Origin of the sequence: Paraconexibacter algicola (assembly GCF_003044185.1) — a bacterium.
GTDB classification, from domain to species: Bacteria; Actinomycetota; Thermoleophilia; order Solirubrobacterales; family Solirubrobacteraceae; genus Paraconexibacter; species Paraconexibacter algicola.
Window position 1 is genome coordinate 426,510 of the sequence record NZ_PYYB01000001.1, and the last position, 24,040, is coordinate 450,549.

Annotated in this window: 22 protein-coding genes; 6 read left to right on the forward strand and 16 right to left on the reverse strand. The window is 76.0% G+C overall.

The features are described 5' to 3' along the window. Positions 1-52: 52 nt before the first annotated feature. Both C7Y72_RS02045 and C7Y72_RS02050 read left to right on the forward strand, forming a co-directional pair. Positions 53-2,443: a DUF6351 family protein gene (locus tag C7Y72_RS02045; protein ID WP_107566959.1), complete on the forward strand. Its 2,391-nt coding sequence runs from the start codon at positions 53-55 to the stop codon at positions 2,441-2,443. A 545-nt stretch (positions 2,444-2,988) separates the two neighbouring features. Further along, positions 2,989-3,486 carry a hypothetical protein gene (locus C7Y72_RS02050; RefSeq protein WP_107566960.1) on the forward strand — a complete coding sequence of 166 codons (498 nt, stop codon included), beginning with the start codon at positions 2,989-2,991 and terminating at the stop codon, positions 3,484-3,486. Between the two features lie 46 nt (positions 3,487-3,532). On the opposite strand, the gene C7Y72_RS02055 is transcribed toward C7Y72_RS02050, so the two are convergent. From C7Y72_RS02055 to C7Y72_RS02065, 3 genes are read right to left on the reverse strand one after another with little or no spacing between them, the layout of a single operon-like run. Further along, the gene (locus tag C7Y72_RS02055) at positions 3,533-4,771 is read right to left on the reverse strand and encodes an FAD-binding domain-containing protein (protein ID WP_107566961.1); all 1,239 of its coding nucleotides are present in this window, start codon (positions 4,769-4,771) and stop codon (positions 3,533-3,535) included. 32 nt (positions 4,772-4,803) lie between these two features. Beyond that, complete coding sequence (locus C7Y72_RS02060; RefSeq protein ID WP_107566962.1) at positions 4,804-5,148, reverse strand: co-chaperone GroES; 345 nt, start codon at positions 5,146-5,148, stop codon at positions 4,804-4,806. 39 nt (positions 5,149-5,187) lie between these two features. After that, the gene (locus C7Y72_RS02065; protein ID WP_107566963.1) at positions 5,188-6,036 is read right to left on the reverse strand and encodes an EamA family transporter; all 849 of its coding nucleotides are present in this window, start codon (positions 6,034-6,036) and stop codon (positions 5,188-5,190) included. A 99-nt stretch (positions 6,037-6,135) separates the two neighbouring features. Between C7Y72_RS02065 and C7Y72_RS02070 the strand changes: the two genes are divergently transcribed. Then, a complete protein-coding gene (locus tag C7Y72_RS02070; RefSeq protein WP_107566964.1) occupies positions 6,136-8,682 on the forward strand; it encodes a M14 family metallopeptidase in 2,547 nt (848 codons plus the stop codon). A gap of 22 nt (positions 8,683-8,704) precedes the next feature. Here the strand turns inward: C7Y72_RS02070 and C7Y72_RS02075 are convergent, their stop codons facing one another. The 5 genes from C7Y72_RS02075 to C7Y72_RS02095 all read right to left on the reverse strand — a co-directional run bounded on the left by C7Y72_RS02075 (position 8,705) and on the right by C7Y72_RS02095 (position 14,525). Beyond that, positions 8,705-9,145 (reverse strand): cupin domain-containing protein, encoded by a 441-nt coding sequence (locus C7Y72_RS02075; protein ID WP_107566965.1) that lies wholly within the window; start codon positions 9,143-9,145, stop codon positions 8,705-8,707. Between the two features lie 46 nt (positions 9,146-9,191). Further along, a complete protein-coding gene (locus C7Y72_RS02080; protein ID WP_107566966.1) occupies positions 9,192-10,559 on the reverse strand; it encodes an FAD-dependent oxidoreductase in 1,368 nt (455 codons plus the stop codon). Between the two features lie 192 nt (positions 10,560-10,751). After that, complete coding sequence (locus tag C7Y72_RS02085; RefSeq protein ID WP_107566967.1) at positions 10,752-12,032, reverse strand: hypothetical protein; 1,281 nt, start codon at positions 12,030-12,032, stop codon at positions 10,752-10,754. Then, positions 12,029-13,621, reverse strand: coding sequence for a sigma-70 family RNA polymerase sigma factor (locus C7Y72_RS02090; protein WP_107566968.1), 1,593 nt, complete (start codon positions 13,619-13,621; stop codon positions 12,029-12,031). Before C7Y72_RS02090 ends, C7Y72_RS02085 begins: the two co-directional genes overlap by 4 nt. 85 nt (positions 13,622-13,706) lie before the next feature. Continuing rightward, positions 13,707-14,525 (reverse strand): hypothetical protein, encoded by an 819-nt coding sequence (locus C7Y72_RS02095; RefSeq protein WP_107566969.1) that lies wholly within the window; start codon positions 14,523-14,525, stop codon positions 13,707-13,709. A 177-nt stretch (positions 14,526-14,702) separates the two neighbouring features. Here C7Y72_RS02095 and C7Y72_RS02100 point away from each other — a divergent pair, with 177 nt between their 5' ends. Then, positions 14,703-15,086: a hypothetical protein gene (locus C7Y72_RS02100; RefSeq protein WP_107566970.1), complete on the forward strand. Its 384-nt coding sequence runs from the start codon at positions 14,703-14,705 to the stop codon at positions 15,084-15,086. On the opposite strand, the gene C7Y72_RS02105 is transcribed toward C7Y72_RS02100, so the two are convergent. After that, the gene (locus C7Y72_RS02105; RefSeq protein ID WP_107566971.1) at positions 15,062-15,775 is read right to left on the reverse strand and encodes a response regulator transcription factor; all 714 of its coding nucleotides are present in this window, start codon (positions 15,773-15,775) and stop codon (positions 15,062-15,064) included. The genes C7Y72_RS02100 and C7Y72_RS02105 overlap by 25 nt on opposite strands. Before the next feature lie 87 nt (positions 15,776-15,862). Here C7Y72_RS02105 and C7Y72_RS02110 point away from each other — a divergent pair, with 87 nt between their 5' ends. Beyond that, positions 15,863-16,609 carry an alpha/beta fold hydrolase gene (locus C7Y72_RS02110; protein ID WP_158276578.1) on the forward strand — a complete coding sequence of 249 codons (747 nt, stop codon included), beginning with the start codon at positions 15,863-15,865 and terminating at the stop codon, positions 16,607-16,609. Here C7Y72_RS02110 and C7Y72_RS02115 read toward each other — a convergent pair. Next, positions 16,606-16,986: a DoxX family protein gene (locus C7Y72_RS02115; protein WP_107566973.1), complete on the reverse strand. Its 381-nt coding sequence runs from the start codon at positions 16,984-16,986 to the stop codon at positions 16,606-16,608. The genes C7Y72_RS02110 and C7Y72_RS02115 overlap by 4 nt on opposite strands. A 9-nt stretch (positions 16,987-16,995) precedes the next feature. Continuing rightward, entirely contained in the window at positions 16,996-18,117 is a 1,122-nt protein-coding gene (locus C7Y72_RS02120; RefSeq protein ID WP_158276579.1) for an amidase, read from the reverse strand. Positions 18,118-18,163: 46 nt separating this feature from the next. On the opposite strand from C7Y72_RS02120, the gene C7Y72_RS02125 reads away from it, so the two are divergent. Then, positions 18,164-19,447, forward strand: a complete 1,284-nt coding sequence (locus C7Y72_RS02125; protein ID WP_199223829.1) for a DUF445 domain-containing protein — start codon at positions 18,164-18,166, stop codon at positions 19,445-19,447. Positions 19,448-19,737: 290 nt separating this feature from the next. Here C7Y72_RS02125 and C7Y72_RS02130 read toward each other — a convergent pair whose 3' ends face one another. The 5 genes from C7Y72_RS02130 to C7Y72_RS02150 form a co-directional block, all read right to left on the reverse strand. After that, complete coding sequence (locus tag C7Y72_RS02130) at positions 19,738-20,937, reverse strand: cytochrome b/b6 domain-containing protein (protein ID WP_107566975.1); 1,200 nt, start codon at positions 20,935-20,937, stop codon at positions 19,738-19,740. Beyond that, complete coding sequence (locus tag C7Y72_RS02135; RefSeq protein ID WP_107566976.1) at positions 20,934-21,659, reverse strand: molybdopterin-dependent oxidoreductase; 726 nt, start codon at positions 21,657-21,659, stop codon at positions 20,934-20,936. The genes C7Y72_RS02130 and C7Y72_RS02135 overlap by 4 nt, the downstream gene beginning before the upstream one ends. A gap of 161 nt (positions 21,660-21,820) precedes the next feature. Further along, a complete protein-coding gene (locus C7Y72_RS02140) occupies positions 21,821-22,168 on the reverse strand; it encodes a DoxX family protein (protein WP_107566977.1) in 348 nt (115 codons plus the stop codon). A gap of 4 nt (positions 22,169-22,172) precedes the next feature. Next, on the reverse strand, positions 22,173-22,571 hold the full coding sequence (locus C7Y72_RS02145) for a hypothetical protein (RefSeq protein ID WP_107566978.1): 399 nt from the start codon (positions 22,569-22,571) through the stop codon (positions 22,173-22,175). A gap of 36 nt (positions 22,572-22,607) precedes the next feature. Then, the gene (locus tag C7Y72_RS02150; RefSeq protein ID WP_107566979.1) at positions 22,608-24,029 is read right to left on the reverse strand and encodes an amidase; all 1,422 of its coding nucleotides are present in this window, start codon (positions 24,027-24,029) and stop codon (positions 22,608-22,610) included. Between the last annotated feature and the right edge of the window lie 11 nt (positions 24,030-24,040).

The following is a 24,040-nucleotide window of genomic DNA, read 5'->3' on the forward strand; positions in this document are numbered from 1 at the left end:
TGAACGGTAGCGTTCAGCCGGACGGGTCGGGAGAGCCACGGGAGGTTTCGTGATGGGACGAGGGACGGTCGCGCTGCTGGCGCTGGCCACGACGCTGCTGACGCCGGGAGCCGCGCTCGCGGCGGGCGTCGAGATCGACGTGCTGAGCAACCGCGCGGACCTGCTGTCCGGCGGCGACGCGCTCGTCGCGATCGCCGTGCCCGAGGGCCGGCGCGTCCAGGACCTGCGCGTGACGCTCGGGTCCACCGACGTGACGAAGCAGTTCGCCGTCCGCGCCGACGGCCGCTTCGGCGCGCTGCTCACCGGGATCCCCGACGGTCCCGTCCGCCTCGCCGCCCGGCTCCCCGACCGCACCGGCGCGTCGATCCGGCTCGTCGGGCATCCCAACGGCGGCCCCGTGTTCGCCGGCCCGCAGGTCCAGCCATGGGCCTGCCAGTCCGGCGCCCGCGACGCGCAGTGCAACCAGCCGGCGAGCTACCAGCTGCTCTACCGCGGCGACCGCGGCTTCCGGCCCTACGACCCGGCGAGCCCGCCGCGCGACCTGCGCTCGACCACGACCGACGGCGGGCGCACCGTCCCGTTCGTCGTGCGCGTCGAGACCGGCTACCAGGACCGCGACCAGTACCGGATCGCCACCCTGCACGATCCCGCCCGGGAGTGGGACCCGTGGGCGCCCCAGCCGCAGTGGAACCGCAAGCTCGTCATCACGCACGGCGGCTCGTGCGGCGTCGATCGCGCCGTCGGCAGCGCCCCGGACGTGCTCAACGAGGAGCTGCTCGGCAAGGGCTTCATGGTCATGAGCACCGCCCTGAACAACCTCGGGCACAACTGCAACCCGGCGCTGATCGCCGAGTCGGAGATCATGGCCCGTGAGCGGATCGTCGAGCAGTACGGCGAGGTCCGGCGCACGATCGGCACCGGCAGCTCCGGCGGCGCGATCGCGCAGCTCATGATCGCCCACGCCTACCCGGGCTTCTACGACGGCATCACCACCGGTGCGACGTTCGCGGACCTCCTCACCACCGGACGCCACGCGGTCCACGGGCACCTGTTCAAGGAGCTCTTCCGCGGGATCAGCGACGGTCCCGGCGGGCTCTACACGCCGCTGGACCAGGCGGAGGTGTCCGGCTCCCCGCTCGCCACGCTGGACGACCAGCTGTTCGACCTCGCGTTCTGGTCGAACATCACCGGCGAGAGCGGGTGCGGCGGCATGGACCCGGCGCTGAAGTGGTCGCCGTCCAACCCCGGCGGGGTGCGCTGCGGCGTGCTGGACCACAACATCGCCGTCTTCGGCAAGGGCGAGAGCGGCTACGCGGGCGTCCCGCTGGACAACGTCGGGATCGAGTACGGGCGCAAGGCGCTCCTCGCCGGCCGGCTCACGCCGGCGAAGTTCGTGGACGTCAACGCGCGGATCGGCGGGCTCGACAAGACGACCTTCGGCGCGGCACCGGGCCGCACGAGCGCCGACCCGCAGGCGCTGCGCAACGCGTACCGGTCCGGCTACATGGCGATCGGCAACACCCTCGGGCAGACCCCGCACATCGAGTACCGCGGCTCCAACGAGGTGACCGCGCACGTCACCTACCCGAGCCTCGCGCTGAACGCGCGCCTGGATCGCTTCGAGGGCACGCACGCCAGCCACGTCCTCTGGCAGGGCCCGGTCCCGCTGATCGGCAACATCACGTTCCCGAACCGGTCCGTGCTCGAGATCGACCGCTGGATCGCGCGCATCCAGGACGACCGGTCGGGTCGCACGCAGGCCGAGAAGGTCCGGGCCAACCGGCCCGCGGACCTCACCGACCGCTGCGAGCTCGCCACCGGTCTCGAGCAGCAGGGCACCGACTGCCCGCTGCTGACCCGCTTCTACGACTCGCCGACGAACGTCGCCGGTGAGGGACCGCGCAACGACGTGCTCAAGTGCCAGCTCAAGCCGCTGCGCCGTGAGGACTACCCGGGCGTGACGTTCACCGACGCGCAGTGGGCGACGCTGCAGGCGACGTTCCCGACCGGTGTCTGCGACTGGAGCAAGCCGGGCGTCGAGGAGACCCCGACCGTGCCCTGGCTCACCTACGAGGACGGTCCCGGCGGCCGCGAGCTCGGCCCGGTCCCCGCCGCCGTGCCGTTCGCGGGCGTGCGCGCGCTGCGCGTCGGGTCGACCGTCCGGCGGCTCGGCCGTCCCGGCGTGCGGTCGGTGCGGATCGTGCTCGAGAAGGCGCGCGGCTCGGTCGCCGCGCGCCGTGTCGCCGTGCGCGTGCTCGACGCGCGCGGTCGACTCGTCGCGTCGTCCCGGCCGCGGACCCTGCGCGGCCCTAGGACCGGCGTGCAGCTGCGTCGCCTGCGCCGCGTCGCGCCGGGCAGCACCCTGAGCGTGACCGTCCGGTCGGTCGACGCCGCGGGCGCCCCGGTCGACGCCGGCACCGTGCGCGTGCGCCTCGCGCGCTGACGCCCGGGCGCCTGCGGCGGCGCCACGGGCGCGGCCGGAGGCGTGATTGGCGCCCGCGGCGGCGCCGCACGGCCGTTCTGGGTGATCTGCGTGCCACATATGGCCTCGAGATCACCCAGGACGACGCCGGGCGGGCGCGCTCGACCCGTTCTGGGTGACCTCGACGCCATATCTGGGTCCCGGATCACCCAGAACCCGGGCGCCCGCCGTGATGAGCGCGGGCGGGCCGGCGGGCGCCGTCCACGGGCGTTCTGGGTGATTCGCGACCCATATCTGGCACGCAGATCACCCAGAACCCGCGGGAGAGCAGCGAGGCCCGCCCCGCCACCGTCGAACTGGGTGATCTCGACGCCAGATGTGGCACTCAGATCACCCAGAACTGGCACGGGCGTCATGGGGTCGGCACGGGTGTCACGGGGTGTCACGGGGCGGCACGGGGTGTCACGGGGTGGCACGGGCGTCACGGGGTCGGCGCGGGGTCCGCACGGGCGGCGCGAGCGCCTGGGCGGCGCTCGGCCACGCCGCCGCGCGGTAGCGTGCGGGGCGTGGCGTCCCTCGCGCGTGATCGACCGTCCTGCCGCGCCCGGCGAGCGCGCGCGGGCCGGGGGCTGCTCGCGGCGAACGGGCTCGCCGTGGTCGCCTCCGCCGTTCCCGCGACCGCGGCGGCGCCGACGCCGACGGTGCGGATCACCGCGTTCACGCTCACCCAGGTGAACATGGAGCAGCAGCGCGTCGCGCCCGGCGGTCGGGCGTCGCTGTGCCAGGCGATCCCGTTCACCGAGCTCGCGCCGCACGTGCGCTGGTCGGGCGGGGCGCTGCGCGCGGTCGTGTCGGTGAGCGCGCCCGAGCACCGCAGCCGGCCCGCGCGCCGCACGCTGCGGGCCACCCCGCGCGCGGGCACCCGGCGCGTGACGTTCACGCCCGCCGCGCTCGACGACGCCGCCTTCCCGCAGGGCGTCTACGTCGTGCGCGTCACGATCGGCGGCCGCACGCGGGCGACCGCGCGGCTCACGCTCGACCGTCCGGTCGCGAGCACCTGCTGACCCGGCGCCCCGCCGCCACCCCGCCGCCGCACCGCGCCGGCCCGCCTCACCGCGACGCGCGCTTGCGCCACGCGCTGAACGACCCGATCGAGCCGGTGTGCGGGCGCACGAGCCACGGCCAGGGGTGCACGACCGCCGGCCGGATCGCGGCCGCGCGGCGGCGCCAGCCGGGCACGGGCGTGAAGGTCGCCGCGACCGGCCGGCCCGACAGCACGGAGACGGGATCGCCGAGCCACACCTCCAGCGGCCGGCGCGCACCGAGGTCGGCGAGCGTCTGGGCGAGGAACACGAGCCGCTTGCCGGACAGCTGCCAGCCGCGGAGCAGCTCGCGGTCGAGCACGAACACCGCGGGCAGGTCGGGGTGCGCGGCGAGCGCCGGGTCCTCGTCCCCCAGCGACTCGGCGGTCAGCCACACGGCCTCGGGCTCGCCGAGCTCCGCGGTCGTGCTGGGGCCGGCGGTGCGCTCCACGTCGGGGTCGCTGCGCAGCAGCGGCGACGGCTCGGGCAGCCGGGCGGGTGCCGTGGCGTCGTCGGGCCAGTCCTCGATCGGGCACGCGTCCCGCAGCGCGCAGCGGCCGCACAGGCCCGGGGCGCGCTTCTCGGTCTGCCAGCGGCTGAAGCCGTACGCCTTGCCGGTGCCCGCGCCGATCGTCCACTGCCAGCCCAGGCGGTTCGCGGCCCGCGAGCCGTCGAGCAGGTGCGTGAAGAACCGGTCCTCCCCGGCCCGCCAGTCCCAGCCGGCGCGCACGGTCCAGTGCGCGGACATCCACATGCGGGTCTGGTTCACGAGCCAGCCGTCGTCCTCGAGCTCCCCGACGACGAGGTCCATGCACGCCATGTCCCGCGGCCACGGGTCCTCCCACGGCGTGCCCGCCGCGACCGCGGGCGCGTATCGCAGCGGCCGCGCGGTCGCCGCGCCGAGCCGCGCGTAGAGGTGGCGGGAGTACTCCTGCCAGAGCAGCTCGTCGCGGAACTTCGTGCGGTCGCGCGCGGGACCGTCCCCCACCGCCGCCCAGACGCGCGGCAGCGGCAGCAGCCCGTGCCGGATGTACGGGGACAGCCGGGAGGCACCGCGCCGCCCGACGGGCAGGACCTCGCTGCGCGTGCGCGCGTAGCCGCTGACGTCGTAGAGCCCGAGCGCGGCGTCGGCGGCCGCCTGCCCGCCGGTGAACGCGCCGCTCACGGGCACGGGACCCGGGGACTCGGCGTACAGGCCGCCGAGGTGCTCGGCGACCCAGGCGGGCGCGTCGTCGATCGTGGGGACGGGGAGCGGCAGATCGGCCATCCCCCGGGGTCCGGGCGCCGGGCGCCCCGGGATCAGCCGGAGGTGGCGGTGTCCGCCCCGCGGGCGTCCGGGCTCTCGAGCGGCTCGAGCACCCCGAGGAGCTCCCCGACGCGGCAGACCAGCAGGCGCTCCTCGTCGACCTCGACCCACGCGCCCGCGGAGGCGGGGAAGACGACGTGGTCCCCGGCGCTCACGGGCATCGCGACCCCGGCCTGCGCCCACCAGTCCAGGCCGGGCCCGACGGCGAGCACGATGCCGTGCTGCGGCGGCGGTTCGTGCGTGCCGGGCGGCACGAGCAGGCCCGACTGGCGCATGCGGTCGGGCTCGAGCTCCTTGATGACGATGCGGTCGAAGAGCGGGCGGAGCTGGTGTCGCACGCCCTCCAGGGTACGACGGCCCGGCCGCGGACGCGGACGTCAGCGCATCGACAGCAGCACGACCCCGACGATCGTGCCGAGCACGCCGAGCGCCTGCGGTGCGCTCAGCCGCTCGCGGTCGAGGCCGAGCGCGAGCGCGACCGTCACGACGGGGAACAGCGACCCGAGGACGGACACGACGCTGAGATCGCCCTCGCGCGTGGCGATCGCGTAGGAGAACGTGCCGAGGAACAGCAGGATCCCGGGGACCGCGAGCACGGGCAGGCGCCGCGCGCCGACCGACCGCAGGACCCCGAGGCGCACGCAGAAGACCACGAGGACGCTCAGCAGCGAGACGCGGCTGAACAGCACCGCCCAGCCGGCCGCGTCCTCGGCGGCGGGGGCGATCGCGGCGAGGAACACGCCGAAGCAGAACGCGGAGGCGACCGAGAGGAGGATCGCCGCGCGGCGGTCGGCGTGCTCGTCGGGGTGGGCGTCCGGGTCGACGGGGCGGCGGGCGACGAGCACCACGCCGGTGAGCGCGAGCAGGATCCCGACGCCCTCCAGTGCGGTGACGGTCTCCCCGCCCGCGATGCCGACGGCGACCGGGAGTGCGGCGCCGAGCGCCCCGATCGGGGTGACGATGCTCAGCGGCCCGACCTGTGCGGCCCGGTAGAAGAGCACGAGGCCACCGGCGTTCCCGAGCCCGGCGAGCAGCGCGAACGCGACCGCGTCCGCGGCCGGGAACGGGTCGCCGCCCGCCGCGACGACGACCGCGGCGAGCACGAGCGAGCAGGTCTGCCCGGCGAGCAGCAGCAGGTACAGCGACACGCCGCGCGCCAGCCGCGGCCCGACGTAGTTCGACACGCCGTAGGCGACCGAGGTGAACAGCGCGAGCGCGACCGCCATCCCCGGATCCTGTCACGCGCCCGGTCCCGGCCCGGGGAGCACGACGCACCGACGCCCGGTCGGTTGCGTCCGGCGGCCCGCTCGGGAACGATGCCCGCCATGCACCCGTCCGCGCGCCGCCTGGCGCTGTCCGTCGCCTGCGCCGCTCTCGCCCTGCCGGCCGCGGCCGCCGCCCACGAGCGCGGCGCCACCTCCCGCTCCGCCGGGACGTCCGCCACGGCACCGGCCGCCCCGGCGACGACGGTCCGCGTGCTCGGCACCGACGGCCCGCTGCGCACGGCGCTGCGCAGCACGCGCGCGGTCCGTCGCAGCTGCGTGACACGTCCGCTCACCGGCGCGGGGGTCGCGCAGCACCGCTGGATCGCCCCGGCCGACGGCGAGGCCGCCCTGCGCCTGCGCGCCGCGCGCGGCGACTGGGACCTCGCGGTGTTCGAGTCCACGTCCGGGAAGCTCGTCGGCTCCTCGGCCGCGTTCGGCGCCGACGAGGTCGTCACGCTGACCCTGCGCGAGGGCGCGTCGCTGCTGGTGCAGGCCTGCCGTCGCACGGCGGCCGCCCCCGCCGCCGCGTCGCTGACGACGACGTTCACGCGCCTGGACCTCAGCGGCCTGCCGCGCACGGCGCCGCGCCTGTCGCTCGTCGACGTGCCGTTGGAGGGCCGCGGCGCGCTCGCGCGGCTGGAGGCCACCGGGGTCGACGTCACGCACGACATCGACGCGGACAGCGCGAAGGTCCTCGTCGCCGACGACCACGACCGGGACGCGCTGCGCGCCGCGGGCTTCACGCTGCGCACGGTGATCGCGGACGTGATCGCGGCGAGCCGCCGGGACGCCGCCCGCGGCGCCGCGACGCTGCGCCAGGCGCCCGCCAGCGCCCTGCCGACGGGACGCACCGGGTACCGCGTCTACGAGGACTACCAGGCGGAGCTGAAGCAGATCGTCGAGCAGCACCCGGCGATCGCGCGGCCCGTGCGGCTGCGCGGCCGCACGTTCCAGGGGCGCGAGCTCGGCGTGGTGGAGATCGCCGGGAACGTCGCGCGCCGCGACGACGGCCGCCCGACGTTCATCCTCAACGGGCTGCACCATGCGCGCGAGTGGCCGGCGGCCGAGTCGATCATGGAGTTCGCCCACGACCTCGTGCGCGGCTACGGGAAGGACCCGCGGATCACGAAGCTCCTGGACGAGGTCCGCGTCGTCGTGATGCCGATCACCAACGCGGATGGGTTCATCGTCTCGCGCGCCTCCCCCGACCCCGATCCCGACGAGGAGCTCGGCGTCGGCACGGTCTACTCGCTGGCCACCGGCGTGATCGTGCTGGGCGGCTCGCTCTCCTACAAGCGCAAGAACTGCAACCCGGGCTTCGCGGTCCCGTCGTTCCCGTGCGAGCTGGCGATCGGCACCGACCCGAACCGCAACTACGCGTCGTCGTGGGGCGGGCCGGGGGCGTCGTCGAACCCCAACGACCAGACCTACCGGGGGACCGGCCCGTTCTCCGAGCCGGAGACGCAGGCGGTCCGCGAGCTGACGAGCACGGTGAACCCGACGTCGTTCCTGACGATCCACAACGTCGCCGCGCTGATCCTGCGCCCGCCGGGCCTGAAGGCGGACGGGTTCGCGCCGGACGAGGAGGCGCTGAAGGCGCTCGGTCAGCGCATGGCCGACGCGACCGGCTACACGAACCAGTACGGCTTCGAGCTCTACGACACGTCCGGCACGACCGACGACTGGACCTACGCGACCACCGGCGGGTTCGGGTACACGATCGAGCTCGGTCCCGAGGACGGCTTGTTCCACGGCAACTACCAGCGCCACGTGATCGACCAGTACGTGGGCACCGGGGAGCGCGCCGGCAAGGGGATCCGCGAGGCGTACCTGCTCGCCGCGGAGGCCGCCCGCAATCCCGCCTACACCTCACGGGTGGCGGGCCGCGCGCCGGCCGGGCGGACGCTGCGCCTGACCAAGACGTTCGACACGCTCACCAGCGACGTGTGCGCGATCGCCGACCCGCTGCCGGTCAGCCTGCCGCTGCAGCTCGGGGAGGGCGCGGACCCGACCGCGTGCATCGGCGCGACGGGGGTGCGGCGCAGCCCGGAGAAGCTCGAGTTCACCACCGTGGTGCCGGCCAGCGGCCGGTTCGAGTGGTGGGTCAACCCGTCGACGCGGCCGTTCGAGCTGAAGGCCGGCCGCCGCGAGGAGTACACGCTGACCTGCGAGAACGGCGGCAAGGTCGAGCAGTCTCAGCCGCTGTTCGTCGCGCGCGGCGAGACGGCCCGGGTCGAGCTGCCGTGCGGCGGCACGCTGCCGGCCGAGGGCGGCGCCGCGTCGGCGGGCGCGACCCGGGTGCGGATCGGCCGGCTGCAGTCGACGCTGCGGACGCTGAACGCGCGGCGCCGCGGGCTCGTGAGCATCGGGGTCCGCGGCGGCCCGGTGCGCAGCGTCCGGCTGGCGCTGCTGCGCGCCACCGGCTCGCGGGTGCTCGGGGAGGTCCGGGTCGCGCGGCTGTCGCGCACCACGCGGGTCGCGGTGCGGCTGCGCCGCGGCGTGCGGCTGCGTCCGGGCAGCTACCGGCTGCGGCTGACCGCCCGGCTGCCGAAGGGCTCCCCGGTGACGGTCACGCGCGGGGTCCGGCTCACGACGCCGCGCCGGTAGCGGCGCGGGGCGCGGGCGGCGCTCAGCGCCGCTCGTCCGCGGGCAGGTCGTCGGGCAGCGGGATCTCCTGCGGCGGCGCGGGCGTCGACGCGTCCCAGTCGGGGAACGCCTCCCCGTCGCGGCCGCGGTGCTCGGCGCTGCCGCCGAGGGCGAGCAGGACGACCCGGTCGGGCCCGCGGTTGACGAGCTTGCGGCGCAGCTGCGGGGCGACGCGCACGACGTCGCCACGGCGCAGCTCGTGGGTCTCCTGCTCGACGACGAGGTCGAGCACGCCGTCGAGGACGACGTAGACCTCCTCCTGCATCGCGTGCCGGTGGATGCGCCCCTGCTGCCCGGGGTCGAAGGTCATGAGGTTCATCCCGAACGTCGTGATCCCGAGGTCGCGCCGCAGCGGGACGAACCGCTCGTGCGGCGGGTCGTCGAGATCGACGTGGGTGCGGGAGAGGCCGGGCTCGGGGGACATCGGCGCAGCGTACGCGCCCCGGAGGGCGCGCCGTGCACCTGCACGTTCAGCTGCGGGAGACGCCGACCATCTCGTCGATGTCGACGAGCTTCACGCGCGGCCGGCCGGCAGGCTCCCCGGCGGCGACCTCGTGCGCGTCGATGCGCCCCCAGGCGGCGTAGTCGATGCGGTCGGGGGCGCGCTCGGCGAGCAGCGCGTCGAGCTCGGCGGCACCCTTGGGCGGGTCGGCGAGCAGGCCGGCCTCCGCGTCGGCGCGCAGCTCACGCACGGTCTCCTGGGCGCACTTCTTGTTCGTGCCGATGACCCCGCTGGGGCCGCGCTTGACCCAGCCGGCGGTGTAGACGCCGGGGACGACGGTGCCGTCCTCCTCGGTGACGCGGCCGTCGACGTTGCGGATCGTGCCGCGGCGCTCGTCGAACGGCACGCCGTCCAGCGGCGCGCCGAGGTAGCCGATGGAGCGCAGCACGAGACCCGCCTCGATCGTCTCGGTGACCTCGGTCGGCCGCGCGGAGAACGAGCCGTCCTCGTTCTGCACGAGCTCGTTGCGGACGATCCGCACACCCTCGACGCGGTCCTCGCCGAGGATCTCGACCGGCGAGGAGAAGAACTTCAGGACGATCCGGCGGCTCGCCCCGGTGGGCACGCGGCCGGCGTAGTCGGTGACGATCTCGACGTTGCGCCGGGTGGTCTTGTCGGCGGTCTCGAGCAGCGCGCGGTGCGCGTCGTCGAGCCGGACGTCGTCCGCGTCGACGATCACGTCGAGGCCCTCGATCTCCCCGAGCTCGAGCAGCTCCGGGTTCGTGTACGCGCCCTGCAGTGGGCCGCGTCGCGCGAGGATGACGACCTCGCGGATCGAGCTGGCGGCGAGCGCGGCGAGTGCGTGGTCGGCGGTGTCGGTGCTCTGCAGCTCGGCGACGGGGACGCCGAGCATGCGGGCGCAGTCGAGCGCGACGTTGCCGGCGCCGACGACGACGGCCCGCTCGCCGGAGAGGTCGGGGTCGAGGTCGCGGAAGTCCGGGTGGCCGTTGTACCAGCCGACGAAGTCGGCGGCGCCGAGGCTGCCCGGGAGGTCCTCGCCGGGGATGCCGAGCTTGCGGTCGTTCGGCGCCCCGACCGTGTAGAGGACGGCGTGGAAGTGCTCGCGCAGCTCCGCGGGGGTGATGTCGCGGCCGATCTCGACGTTGCCGTGGTAGCGGAACCCGGGCTTGGCGGCGGTCTTCTCGTAGACCTTCGTGACGACCTTGATGTTCGGGTGGTCGGGCGCGACCCCGGCGCGGACGAGGCCGTACGGGGTGGGGAGCCGGTCGAACAGGTCGACCTCGACGCTGCCGTCCCCGGCCTTGAGGAGGTCGCCGGCGGCGTAGAACCCGGCCGGTCCGGCCCCGACGATGGCGACCCGCAGCGGCGCGCTCATGCGCGGGCCTCGGCGGCGGTGGACGGACTGGCGGCGGGTCGTGCGGGCATCGGGACTCCTGGGGAACGACGGAACGTGCTCCGAGGCTAGCGAGGAGCGGCGCGAGCCCCGGTCCCGGAACGGCCGCCGGCGGCCGATGGCCGTCCGTTCGGGGGGTGCGGATCCTCCGGCCGGAAGGGACGGGGCGCCCGTTCAGCGCGGGCGGGCGAGCGACCGCTCGCGCACGGTGCGGGTGCCGGTCGGCGCGGTCGGGGTGACGGTGGCGCGCACGACGCGCGTGGCGGCGCGGCGGGCGGCCCGGCGGCGGGCGGCCGGGACGGTGATCCGCAGCGTGGCCGTGCGGCGCGAGGCGGTCGTCGCGTAGCGGCGGGTGGCGAGCACCCGGGTGACGGCGCGCGCGCCGGTGCGCGCGCGGGTGCGCAGCGCGATGCGGGCGCTCCCCCGGCACACGCCCGTGGTGGCGCGGCACGCGAGCCGCACGACGAGCTGGGCCGGCCGGGCCCGCGACCAGGTGACGGTCATGCGCGGTACCGCGGGCCCCGCGGCCGTGGGGGTGACGGTCGGGGTGGTCGTCGGGGTCGGGGTGAGGTTGCGCCGGGCGACCGCGTAGCTCGGCCGGGCGCTGCCGTCCGGACGGATGAGCCCGGAGTCGAACGGGTCCCCGGTGCGGCCGCGCCAGTGGTAGAGGTACATGCGGGTGATCCGCGGGCGGGCGCGGGCGATCGCGAACGCGCGCTCCACCGACGCGGCGGCGCGCGTCTCGTCGGTGCGGAGCGTCTCGCGGCCGTTCTGGCTGGAGCGCAGCGTGACGATGCCGCCGGTCTCCTCGATCCACAGCTCGCCCGGCACGGTCGCGAGCACGGCGTCGGTGCCGGTCGTCGTGTCGTAGGTGACGTCGCCGTAGTTGTGCAGGCCCCAGAGCTGCGGCGGGGTCGGGCTGGCGTCGAGGAACCGCTGCAGCCAGCGGACGTAGCCGCCGGAGTCCAGGACGTCCCCGGCGACGATCGTGCAGCTCGGGCAGACCGAGCGCAGCTCCTCGTGGTAGCCGGCGACGGTCTCGGGGCTGCTCGCGACCGGCTGGCTGCGGTGGTTGGCCTCGTTCCAGGTCGTGAACGTCGTGACCTGCGGGAAGCGGGAGCGGAACGCGGTGACGGCGGCGCGGTAGCGGCTGCGGGACGGCGCGCTGCAGGGCGCGGACGGGCAGCGCTCGCTGCGCAGGTGCTGGAACGCCACGTGCGGGGTCATGCCCGCGGCGGCGGTCGCGTCGAGCCAGGCCTGCACGCGGGCGGGCTCGGAGGTCGCGGCGTCCCAGGGGACGATCAGCCGCGCCTGGCGCAGGCCGAGCGCGGTGAGGCGCGGGTCCTTCCAGCTGTCGACCTGCTGGTCGGACAGGCCGAAGGTCAGCGCGGCCGCCGGGGTGGCCGGCAGGAGCGTGAGCGCGAGGAGCAGCGCGAGCAGCGCGGGGCGCCTCACGGCGTCTCCTCGGTGGCGGGGTCGGCGGTCGCCGACGCGTCGTCCCCGTCGGCGTCGGCGTCGGCGTCCGCGGCGGGCTGCGTGGGCGCGGTCGCGGGTGCCGCGTCGGTGGTCGTCGTGGCCGGGGCGGTGTCGGTCCCGGCGGTCGCCTCGGTGGTGGTCGCGGCGGGCCGGCGGCCGGCGCCGGGGCCACGGGCGGGCCGCTGACCGGCCGGCCGCGCCGCACCGGTCGGGGACGTGGGGCGCTCGTCGTCGGCGGTCGCGTCCGGGGTCGGGGTCGTCGTGTCGTCGCCGCGGCGGGCGCCGTCCCGGCGGGCGGACGGACCGCTCCAGCCCGGCCCGGCGACGTGCGCGCCGTCCGACTCCGCGTCGGCGCCCAGCGGTGCGTCGCCCGACCAGGCGTCGCGGTCGCGGCGGCTGCCGGCCGGGCGGTCCTGCGCCGTCCCCCGGCCGTCGGGGTCCGCCTCCGGCCGCGGCGTGGCGTCACGGTCGCGCGTCGGCGCCGCGGTCCCCGTGGCGGCCACCGGCGCGAGCGTGCGCGGCGCGGCCGTCGTGCGCAGTGCGGTCCGCACCGGCGTCGCGGTGGCCGGACGGGCGACGGCCGCGGTCGCGCCGTCGGCCGGCGACGCGGGCGCACCGGACGTCGCGGCGCGGGTCTCGGCGGGGCTCGGGGCGGCGCGGCGCTCGACCTCGTGGACGGCGACCGGCGTGGCGCCGGCGGCGACCGCGGCGAGCGCGGCGACCGCCTTGCCGTTGAGCGCCAGACCACCGCCGAAGGAGGTGCCGACCGCACCCGCGGTCCCGGAGGCGCCCACGCCCAGCGCCCCGGAGAGCCAGCCCCACAGCGAGCCGCCGGCGAGCCCGGCGGCACCGGGCAGCACCGACAGCCGCTGACGGCGCGTGTCCAGAGCGGTGGACCAGTCGCGGCAGCACGCGCAGCCGCGCAGGTGCCCGCGGACGTGCCGGGCCGGGCGGCGCCGGTGATCGGCCTCCGACAGCTCCCGGCGGATGCTCTCGCACGGCGCCTCGCGGCCCGCGCGGTCGGCCTGCAGCGCGGTGCGCGCCTCGAAGACCGCCTGCCGCGCGCCGCCCGCGGAGATGCCGAGCACCGTGCCGACGGACGCGTAGTCGAGGTCGGCGAGCTCGCGCAGCAGCAGCGCCTGGCGGGCGCGCGGCGGCAGGCCACGGATCCCCTCCAGGAGCGCGGCGAGGTCCTCGCGCAGCTCGACGGTCTCCGCCGGCGCGGGCGCGCAGCCGGCGGCGCCGCTCTCGGTGAGCTCCTCGGCCAGCTCGGCGGTCGGCCGGCGGCGGCGCATGAGCGAGATCGACTCGTTGTGCGCGATCCGGAACAGCCAGGCGCGGACCGCGACGTCCTGCTCGCGACCGTCGAGCGCCAGGAACGCCTTCGTCATCGCGTTCTGGGTCGCGTCGCGCGCGTCCTCGTCGTGGCGCAGGATCGAGCGGCAGTACAGCTCCAGCCGCAGCTGGTAACGGGAGAACAGCACGCCGAACGCCTCGTGGTCGCCGCGGGAGGCCCGGCGGGCCAGCGCGTCGTCACCGGTGGCACGGAGGAGGCGGACGGGGGTCATGGTGTCTCGATCGGCGGCTGGGGGCGGAGGGACTGAAGAGGTGGTGAAGCAGCGGCGCCGGGACGGGCCCGGCGCCGCGGGTCGATCAGGTGCCGTAGCTCCCGGCGGGGAGATCGTCGGCGGGCTGCTGCTGGCCGGCGCCGGGGCGCGGGCCGTGCGGGCGGCCGCCCGGACGCGGGCAGTCGCCGCGGTCGCCGCTCGGGCGGTCGGCGACGTCGGTCGGGTAGCCGCTGTCGTCGGTCGGGTAGCCGCTGTCCTCGTCGGCGCCCTCGATGGCGTCGAGCTGGGCCTGGGCGGCGGTCCGGGTGGCGGCGATCTGCGTCGCGGCCTCACCGAGCGCGGTGGTGGCGGCGTCGGTCAGCTCGTCGTCGGCGGCGGTCTCGGCGAGCTCGTCGATCTCGTCGTCGGCGTGCTCGACGATCCGGTCGAGGACGTCGGCGTAGTCGGCCTTGTCGTCCTCGCCGAGCGCGGCGATCGCGGCGACGATGCGGTCGCGCCCGTCGAGGGCGGCGTCGATCGTGGTGGTCGCGGCGGTCGAGACGTCCTCCCCGGCCCCGTCGAGGATCGCGGCGGCCCCGCCGACGATGCGGTGGTCGGTGCGCGTGACGGCGGCGGCCGCGGCCTCGCCGGTGCTCGCGGCGGCGGTGACGCGCTTGACGGCCGAGCCGGTCGCCGAGGCGAGGTGGCGCCGCGAGGCGGTCAGGCTCGAGACGGCGCCGGCGGTCTCGCCGTCGTCGGCCCGGTCCTGCGCGCGCTCGAGCGCGCGCTCGGCGCTCTTGAGCTTCGACGCGATCCGCGTGGGGGCCTTGACGTGGTCCCCGCGGTCCGCCTGCGCCGCGGTCGGGACTCCGGCGGCGAGACCGGCGACCAGGGCGAGGGCCCCGGCCTTCCTGGTGATGGACATCGCTCTCCTTGGGTGTTGGGGTGGCGGTCCTGGACATCGGTGTCCGAGACCGTGCCTTGAGGACGCGACGACCGGGCCGCACGTCAGGAGCGGCGCCGCGCTCTTACGCGATCCTTCGGTTGCGCGTTCTTCGGTGGCTCTCACGAACGCCGGGGGCGTCGCGCGCGTCATGGGGTCATGCACGTCCCCGACGCCCCCGCGCGCCGCCGGCGCCCCGGCGAGCCGATCCCCGGCAGCGCCCATCGCGCCGGCCGCCTGGCCGCGCGCTGCGACGCCGACCGCGGGCGCCTCGCGCAGCTCCTGACCGAGGAGCTCCTGACCGTGCGGGAGACGTTCGCGGTCGCCCGGGACGAGCCCGATCCCGCCGTGCTGGCCGCCCGGCTGCTGGCCACGGTGCTGCCCCGGGCGATCCCGCCGCTCGCGGTCGCGGCGCTGGCCGGCGAGCTCGCCGCGGTCGCCGCCGAGGGCGGCGGCAGCGTGAGCGACGTGGACGTGCGCGTGTGGTTCATCGCCTGGTCCCTGGGCGACGTCGCGCATCAGCCTGGCTCGCGCAGGACGTAGCCGACGTTGCGGACCGTGTGGATCAGGCGCGGCTCGCCGGCCGCCTCGGTCTTGCGGCGCAGGTAGCCGATGTACACGCCGAGCGAGTTGGACTCGGCGCCGAAGTCGTACCCCCAGACGCGCAGCAGCAGCTGCGAGCGCTCGATGACGTGCCCGGCGTTGGCGGCGAGCTGGTCGAGCAGCAGGAACTCGGTGCGGGTGAGCTGCAGGAGCCGGTCGCCGCGGTAGGCCTGGTGGGCGGGGAGGTCGATCCGCAGGTCGGCGTAGCAGCGCTCGACGGGCGCGGGCGCGCTGCCGCGCGTGCTGCGGCGGTGGATCGCGCGGACGCGCGCGAGCACCTCGCGGAGCGCGAACGGCTTGCCGACGACGTCGTCGGCACCGGCGTCGAGGGCGGCGACGCGGTCGTCGATCCCGTCGCGGTCGCACAGCAGCACCACCGGGACGGGGTCGCCCGCGGCCCGCAGGCGGCGGCAGGTCTCCAGGCCGTCGACGAACGGCAGGCCGCGGTCCAGCAGCACGGCGTCGACGCGCTGCTCGCGCAGGACGGCGAGCGCCTCCATCCCGTCCCCGGCGACCAGCGCGGTCCAGCCGGCCGCGGCGACCCCGCGGGCCACGCCGACGCGCAGCTCCGGGTCGTCCTCGACGACGAGGACGGTGAGGGTCTGGGCCGGAGCGTCCGCCACGAACATGCGGGGCAGCCTCGTGGTGGCGCGTAAGAGCCGGTCGAGAAGTTCCTGAGAGGACCCTGAGAGGCGGCGATGGGGGACCATCCGTCCATGCGCTTCGTCCTGCTGCACGGGCTGCTGTGCTCCGCCCGGACCCTCGACCGCGTCGCCGGGCCGCTGCGCGCGGCCGGACACGAGGTGCTCGTCCCCGACCTCCCCGGTCACGGCACCGACGCCGCCAACCCCGGCGCCGAGTCGATCGAGGAGATGGCCGGGTACGTGCGGGACGTCGCCGCCGGCCCGGCGGTGCTCGTCGGCCACTCGATGGGCGGGCTCGTGGCGGTCGCGGTCGCCGAGCAGGACCCGGCGTTCGCCACGCACGTCGTCGCGATCAACGCTCCCGCGACGTTCGCGTCGCGGCTGACCGCGCGCGGCGGCCCGGAGCGGCTGCTGACCGTGGCGGGGCTCGGGCCGCTGCTGTGGCGCGTGCTGCCGCAGCGGGTCCGGCGCGACGGGCTGCGGACCGCGTTCGCGCCTGGCACCGAGGTCCCCGACGTGTTCCTCGCCGCCGCGGGGGCGGCGCGCTGGCGCACGTTCCGCGACGCGACGCTGGCGATCGACCACTACGTCCACGACGAGCCGCTGCCGGAGCGGGTCGCGGCGCTCGACGTGCCGGTGACGATCGTCTTCGGCGAGCAGGACGGCCGCGTCGACCCGGCGACCGTCGCGCGCTACGAGGCGCTCGAGGACGGGCCGACGGTCGTGCGGATCCCGCAGTCCGGGCACTCCCCGGTGTGGGAGACCCCGGAGCGGGTGGTCGAGGTGCTCCTCGCGCTGGAGGCCGCGCCGGAGCGCTAGCGGCGGGCGCCGGGCCGGTCGGCCTGCAGGGCGGCCCAGATCAGCGGGAGCTGCAGCGGCACGCGGGCCCACATCAGCCGCTTGTCGTCGGCCGGGCCGGGGTGCTTGCCGGAGCCGGCGTCGAGCGCCATCTGGATGTTCGCGGGCCAGATCGCCAGCAGCGTCAGCGCGGCGAAGCGTCCGGCACCGGGAACGCGGCGGCGCAGCGCGATCGCGGTGCCGACCTCGACGACGCCGCTGACGAGCACGAGCTCCCGGCGGTAGGGCAGCTGCGACGGGATCGTCTCGGCCATCGTCCCGGGGATCACGAAGTGCAGCGAGCCCACGACGCCCATCACTCCGGCGAGGGCGTCGGGGGCGCGGTCACGGAGGCTCATGCGGCGACCCTACCGACCGGTCCGCAGCGCGGCCTCGACCGTCCGGCCGACCGCGAGGACGAGCGCGTCCGTCCCGGGCGCGCCGACCAGCTGCGCGGAGGCGGGCAGCCCGTGCTCGGCCGTCCCGCACGGCAGCGCGAGCGCGGGCGCCCCGGTGGCGTTGAACGGGTAGGTGAGCGACAGCGCGCGGGCGCGGATCGGCGCCTCCCCCGCGGCGGCGGGCGGGGCGACCATCGCCATCGTCGGCGTGAGCAGCACGTCGTAGGGGGCCAGCAGCGCCGCGGTCCGCTCCCGGTAGCGCTCGCGGCGGGCCGCGTCCGCCGCCATCGCCTCGGGGGTGACCGACAGGGCCCGGCGGACCTTCGCGGCGACGTTCTCGCTGTAGCGGTCGGCGTGCGCGGCGAACAGCTCGCGGTGGACGGCGGCCGCCTCGCCGGCGAACAGGTCGTACGCGTCGTCGGGGAACGGCAGCTCCAGCGGCTGCGCCCCGAGCAGCCGCGCGACCTCCTCTACACGCGCGCGCACGAGCGGGTCGGCGTGCCCGGTCCACGCGACGGCCGCCCGGACGTCCGCGAGCGCGACGTCCGCGACCGGCCGGTAGCCGGGCACGAGCGCGGCGAGGAGCGCCTCGCACCCGGCGACGTCGCGGGCCATCGGGCCGGCGTGGTCCCAGCTGGGCGCGAGCGGCCAGCAGCCGTCGAGCGGCACGAGGCCGTGGGTCGGCTTGAAGCCGGTGGTGCCGCAGCACGCCGACGGGATGCGGATCGAGCCGCCGGAGTCGGTGCCCAGCGCGACGTCGGCCAGCCCGGCCGCGAGCGCCGCGGCGCAGCCGCCGCTGGAGCCGCCCGCGATCCGGTCGGGCGCGAGCGGGTTGGGCACGGCCCCGAAGTGCGGCGTGTCGGAGGTGATCCCCCAGGCGAACTCGTGGAGGTTCGCCTTGCCGACGCTGACGTAGCCGGCGTCCTGCGCCGCGACCACGGCGGCGGCGGTCACGGTCGGCACGTGCTCGGCGAAGATCGCGGACCCGTAGGTCGTGCGGACCCCGGCGGTGTCGAACAGGTCCTTCACCGCCAGCCGGCGCCCCGGGACCGCTCCGACGTCCGGTGTCTCGGTGATGAAGACGCGGCGCACCGGCAGATGGTACGGCTCGTGTACAGCTGTGTAGGGTCGGCTCACCGTGTCGACGTCAGAGTGGATCACCTTCGCCTCCATCCCCGTGTTCACGGGCGCGATCGGCTGGATCATCAACTGGTCCGGCGTGCTGATGCTGTTCAACCCGGTGCAGTACCACGGCCGCCGGGTCCTGGGGATGCGGGCGCTGGCGGAGTTCCTGCCGCACAAGCTGCAGGAGATCCCGGGCATCGCGCAGGGCGGCCTGGGCTGGCAGGGGATCATCCCCATGCGCGCCGCGAAGATGGGGTCGATCGCGGTCGACAAGGCGATCGCGAAGCTCGGGACGCCGGGCGAGTTCTACCAGCAGCTCGAGCCGGACAAGATCGCCGAGCACATCGTCCAGATGTTCAGCCCGCAGATCCCCGAGCTCGTCGACGAGACGATGCGCCGCGAGCATCCGCAGCTGTGGGCGGACGTGCCGCCGCGCGGCAAGCAGGCGGTCTACGCGCGGGTGCAGCAGCAGCTGCCGTCGATCGTGCGGCAGGTGACCGACGAGATCGGCGTGCACATCGACCAGCTGCTCGACCCGAAGCTCATGGTCATCGACCACTTCGAGAAGCACCCGGACGTCGTCAACCGGATCTTCCGCGACATCGGCGAGCGCGAGCTGAAGCTGATGATCAACTTCGGGTTCTACTTCGGCTTCCTGCTGGGCATCCCGGTGGCGATCCTCGACCACACGCTGCACCAGTGGTGGCTGCTGCCGATCCTTGGCGTGATCGTCGGCTGGATCACGAACCTGCTCGGCATGTCGCTGATCTTCGAGCCGGTGCGGCCGCGGAAGATCGGTCCGTTCACGATCCACGGCCTGTTCCTGCGCCGCCAGGACGAGGCCGCCGAGGTGTACGCGCGGATCATCGCCGCCGACGTCATCACGCTCGAGAACATCGGCGACTTCCTCCTCAACGGCCCGCGCGGCGACCGGACGCGCAAGATGCTCGCGGACGCGATGGGCCCGGCGATCGACGGTGCCGCGGGCCCGATCAAGGGCGCGGTGCGCGTCGCGCTCGGCCCGTCGAAGTACGACGCGATCCGCGCGGCCGTCGCCCAGGACGCGGTCGGCAAGACGATGCAGCCGTTCACCGACCCGGAGTTCTCGCGGCGCCAGTCCGAGAAGATCCGCGTGCTGATCGAGGCCCGCACGAAGGAGCTGCCCCCCGAGGACTTCGTCGAGATGATGCGCGCCGCGATCAAGGAGGACGAGTGGATGCTCTACGCCCACGGCGCCATCCTCGGCCTCGCCGGCGGCTTCCTGCACCTCGCGATCTTCGGCGTCAGCGGCGGCTGAGCGCGCCGGGCCGGGCGCGGCGAGCGCGCGTCAGCGCTCGCCGCCGCTGCGCGCGCCGGGTGGATTCGCGCGAACCCACGAGGCATGCTGCAGCGAACTGGGCGGGTCGTGGCCCAGATATGGGCCTGGCTCCACCCAGTTCGTCTCACTCGCGCGTCGGCGTGCCCTCGATGACGCGGGTTGCGAGCCTCGTCGGCGCACGCCCCCTGCGCCGGTGACGAGCCTCGAGAGCCCCGGCGACATCCTCCTCGACGGCCCGCGCGGGAACCAGACGTGCAGGATGCTCACGCTCAGCGCGCGTCGCGCTCGAGCGCGGCGCGCGCGACGTCCGCGCCCGGCCCGGGGGCTGCGGACCGCAGATAGCGGCGCAGCTGGGCCCGGCCCTCCGCGGCGCGCCCGGCCTCGAGCAGCTCCAGGCCCAGAGCCAGCCGGGCGTCCTCGTACCGCGGCGTGTGTCGCGTCGCGCGGCGCAGCTGGGCGAACCCCTCGTCCTCGTTGCCGGCGTCGACGAGCGCGATGCCGTAGGCGGCCCGGACGTCCGGGCGCCCGGGCAGTCCGCGCAGCGCGATCCGGTACCGCTCGATCGCCGCGTTGAGCCGACCGTCCTGCTGCAGCTGCTGCGCCTCCGCGGCCAGCTGCAGCGGATCGGCCCCGGGGTCGGGCGGCGGCACGACCTGCTCGGCCTCGACCGGCGGCGCCGCCGCGGCCGCGGCCGACGCGGGCTGCGGCGCTGCGGGCGGGGCGATCGACACCTCCTCCCCGGCCCGGTCGCCGAGCGAGTCGTCCACGACGTAGGCGGTCGCGGTCCCGCCGACGACGAGGATCAGGACGCTCGCCAGCCACGCCGACCGCGGCACGGTCCGGCGGGCGCGCGGGCTCTCGGCGGACGCCGCGCGCCAGCGGGGATGGTGCCGCGCGGCCCAGGACGCGCGGACCGTCCCGCGGACGATGCCGCGCATCGCGTGCCGTGTCGGCGGCCAGACGAGCGCGAGCCAGAGGTGCCCGAGGAGCAGCGCGACGGCACCGAACATCGCGGCGTCGTGCACGACGATCGTTCCCTGCAGGCGCAGGCCGTTGACCCGCTCGGAGAGCCACAGCAGCGTCCCGCTGGCGACGAACAGGGCGGCGAACCCGGCCTGCACGACCGTGTGCAGCTTCTGCCCGGCGTTGAAGCGCGCCGGCGGGGTGCCCCGGCGGCGCAGCCAGTCGCGGTCGTCCTGGTCGAAGCGGTCGATCTCCTGCAGCGTCACGCGCAGCCCGCGGCGGTCGCCGAGCAGCACGACCAGCGCCATCGCGACCAGCCACGCGATCGACGCGCCGAGGTGCGCCGCCTTCGCGGTCGGCCGCCCGCCGAGGACGTCGCTGAACGCGGGGACGTAGAGCAGGAGCCCGGTCCCGAGCATCGCGAGGAACCCCGCGGTGTGCGTCCAGTGCAGGAGCCGCTCGGTGCCGCTGAACCGCCGCACCAGCGGGACCGCGGCGTGGCTCACACCGCGTCCTCGCTGTTGAGCCAGGGGTCGCGGTCATAGCCGCGCTGCTCCCAGAACCCCGGCTCGACGCGGTCGACGAGCTCGATCCGCTCGACCCACTTGACGCCCTTGTAGCCGTACATCTTCGGCATCACCACCCGTGCAGGAGCACCGTGGGGTCTCGGCATCGGGCGGCCGTCCATCCCGTAGGCGAGCATCGCGTCGTCGACCATCGCCTGCTTCATCGTGAGCATGTCGACGTAGGGCCGTTCGGCGGACACGAAGCGCAGTGCCGTGGCGCGCGGCAGCGGGCGGGCGGCGGCCAGCAGGTCGGCGAAGCGCACGCCGGTCCAGCGCACGCCGAGGACCGACCAGCCGGTGACGCAGTAGAAGTCCGAGGTCTGCTCGACCCGGGGCAGCGCGAGCAGCTGCGCGTGCGTCAGGGTCACGGGCCGCTCCACGAGCCCGTCGATCGTCAGGCGCCACGTCGCCGGGTCGAACCGCGGCATCGGCGGGTTCACCGTGTAGATCCGCCATCCCCCGCCGGGTGCGGGCAGCGCGGCCCGGACGCCGTCCGGGAGCGCGTCGGTGAGCGGACGGGACGCCCGACCGACGACGCTGAGGACCCCGTCGCCGACGACCAGGCCGACCGCGCCCGCCCCCATCATCCCGAGGAAGACGCGCCGTCCCATGCGCTCGTCCTCGGGCCGGGTCGTCGGGCGGCGCTGGTCGTCGGCGTCCACGGACACGACGGTAGCGGCAGGATGTGAACACGCGAGAACAGGCGCCGGGCGCCGACCTCGTGTGGACCGCTGATCCTTCCGGGAAGGTCCTGCGGTCCACTCGCCGGCCCGGGCCGGTCCGCAGCCGGGACTGCCCGCCCCGTCACGCCCCGGCCGCGGACTCAGCGGGGGCGGCCACGGCGCGCGAGGAGCACCACGCACCCGGCGAGCAGCAGCGGCGCGACGGTGAGCGACGGGACGACGTCGCCCTCCTTGATGCCCGAGCTCGCGATCGCGACGGCCATCGTCGCCGCCAGCACGATGCACGCCGGGCGCACGAACCGGTCCGCGAGGAGCAGCGCGCCACCGGCCAGCTCGATGACGCCGGCGGCGATGACCCACGCCTCGTCGGGGCCGGGCAGGCCGAAGCGGCGGAACTGGTCGAGCTCCCAGCCGTAGGCGAGGAACTTCGGCAGCGACGCGATCAGGAAGACGACGCCGAGCGTGATCCGCAGGCGGCGCCGCGTCACGCGGCTACTCGCTCTGCCGGCCGAGGATGGCGACGAACCGCTCGATGCGGCGGCGCTCCTCCTCGGGGAGCGGCCCGTCGATCTCGACGAGCAGCGTCATCGGGCCGCGCTTGCGCGCCCACTCCTTCGTCCCGTCGGTGAAGGACGGCGCGCACCAGATCGTCGGCAGCCGCGTCGCGTACGCGATGACGGTGCGCTCCTGCGCACCCTGGTCGGCCTCCGTGCGGACCACCTGGACGGTGACGAGGTCGAGCGCGTGCGCGGTCGCGTCGATCGCGGCGAGGCCGCCGTCGTCCACGACGAGCGCGATCTCGCCGTCGCGGAGCATCTCGATCGCCCATCCGGGCGTGATCCCGTCGAGTGCGGCGGGCGGGGCGACGAAGCGGAAGTTCGGGGAGGCCACGGCGCCACGGTATCCCGATCGCGCGCGGCGCGTCGCTCAGACCGCCGCGAACACGGGCGGCCGGCGCTCGTGCCAGCGCTCGACCTCCTGCAGCTGGGCGGCGAGACCGAGCAGCCGGCCCTCGCTGCACGCCGGCCCGAGCAACGTCGCGCCGACCGGCAGCCCGTCGACGAGCCCGGCCGGGACGTTCACCCCGGGCCAGCCGACGACGTTCCACGGCCACGAGTACGGGCACGCGGCGATCATGCGCTTGTCGGTCTGCCAGCTGCTGAGCCCGTCGATGGCCCCGATCGCGGGGGGCGGCTGCGCGGTCGTCGGGGCGAGGACCACGTCGTGCGCGCGGAACACGGCGCCGAGCTGGAGCCGCAGCAGCGCCTCGGCGCGGCGGGCGAGCCACAGCAGCGGACCGCCGAGCAGCGCGCCGGTGCGCGCGTTCTCGCGCGTGCGGTGGTCCAGCCGCGCCGGGTCGGGCACGCGCCCCGCCCACTCGCGCACGCCCGCGGTCGAGCGCGGGACGAAGCTCAGGCCGACGAGCCCGTAGCTCGGGTCGGCCGGCGTGACCTCGTGGCCGAGCCCCTCGAGCACCGCGCCGAGCCGCTCCACCTGCTCGCGCACGCGGGGGTCGAGGCGCGCGGGCGGCCCGCTGAACGGCACGGCGGTGGAGAGCGCGATCCGCAGCCGCCCGGGCTCGCGCGCGGCCGCGGCGGCGAACGACTCGGCCGGCGCGGGCGGGCGGTGGCGCTCGCGCGGGTGGTTGCCGGTCGCGGCGTCGAGCAGCAGGGCGGCGTCCTGCACCGTCCGCGCCAGCGGCCCGTTGCACGTGAGGCCGTTGAACGCCTCCGCGTCGGGCCAGGTGGAGACGCGGCCGCGCTGGGGCTTCACGCCGACGAGACCCGTCCACGCGGCGGGGATGCGGACCGAGCCGGCGCCGTCGGACCCGAGTGCAGCGGGCACGAGCCCGGCGGCCACGGCGGCGGCCGACCCGCCGCTGGAGCCCCCGGGGGTGTGATCGGTGTTCCAGGGGTTGCGGGTGACGCCGAAGCCGGGACCCTCGGTGAACGGCCACTGACCGAACTCGGGGGTCGTGGTCTTGCCGACGATCACGGCGCCCGCGACGCGCAGGCGCCGGACGACCTCGGCGTCCTGCTCGACGACGGGGAAGTCGCCGACGCAGCCGAACGGGGTGGTCTCCCCCGCGACGTCGGTGTCGTCCTTCACCGCGATCGGGACGCCGAGCAGCGGCGCGCGTTCCCCGCGGGCGAGCGCGGCGTCGGCCGCGTCGGCCTCGGCGAGCGCGGCCTCGTGACGGACGCGGCGGAACGCGCCGAGCTGCGCGCCGACCCCGTCGATCGCGTCGAGCGAGCGCTGCACGAGCTCGCGGGACGTCACGTCGCCCGCGGCGAGCGCGGCCGCCCGGTCCGCGAGCCCCGCCGTCCCACCCTCCAGAAGTTCGGACATATGTCCAGCAT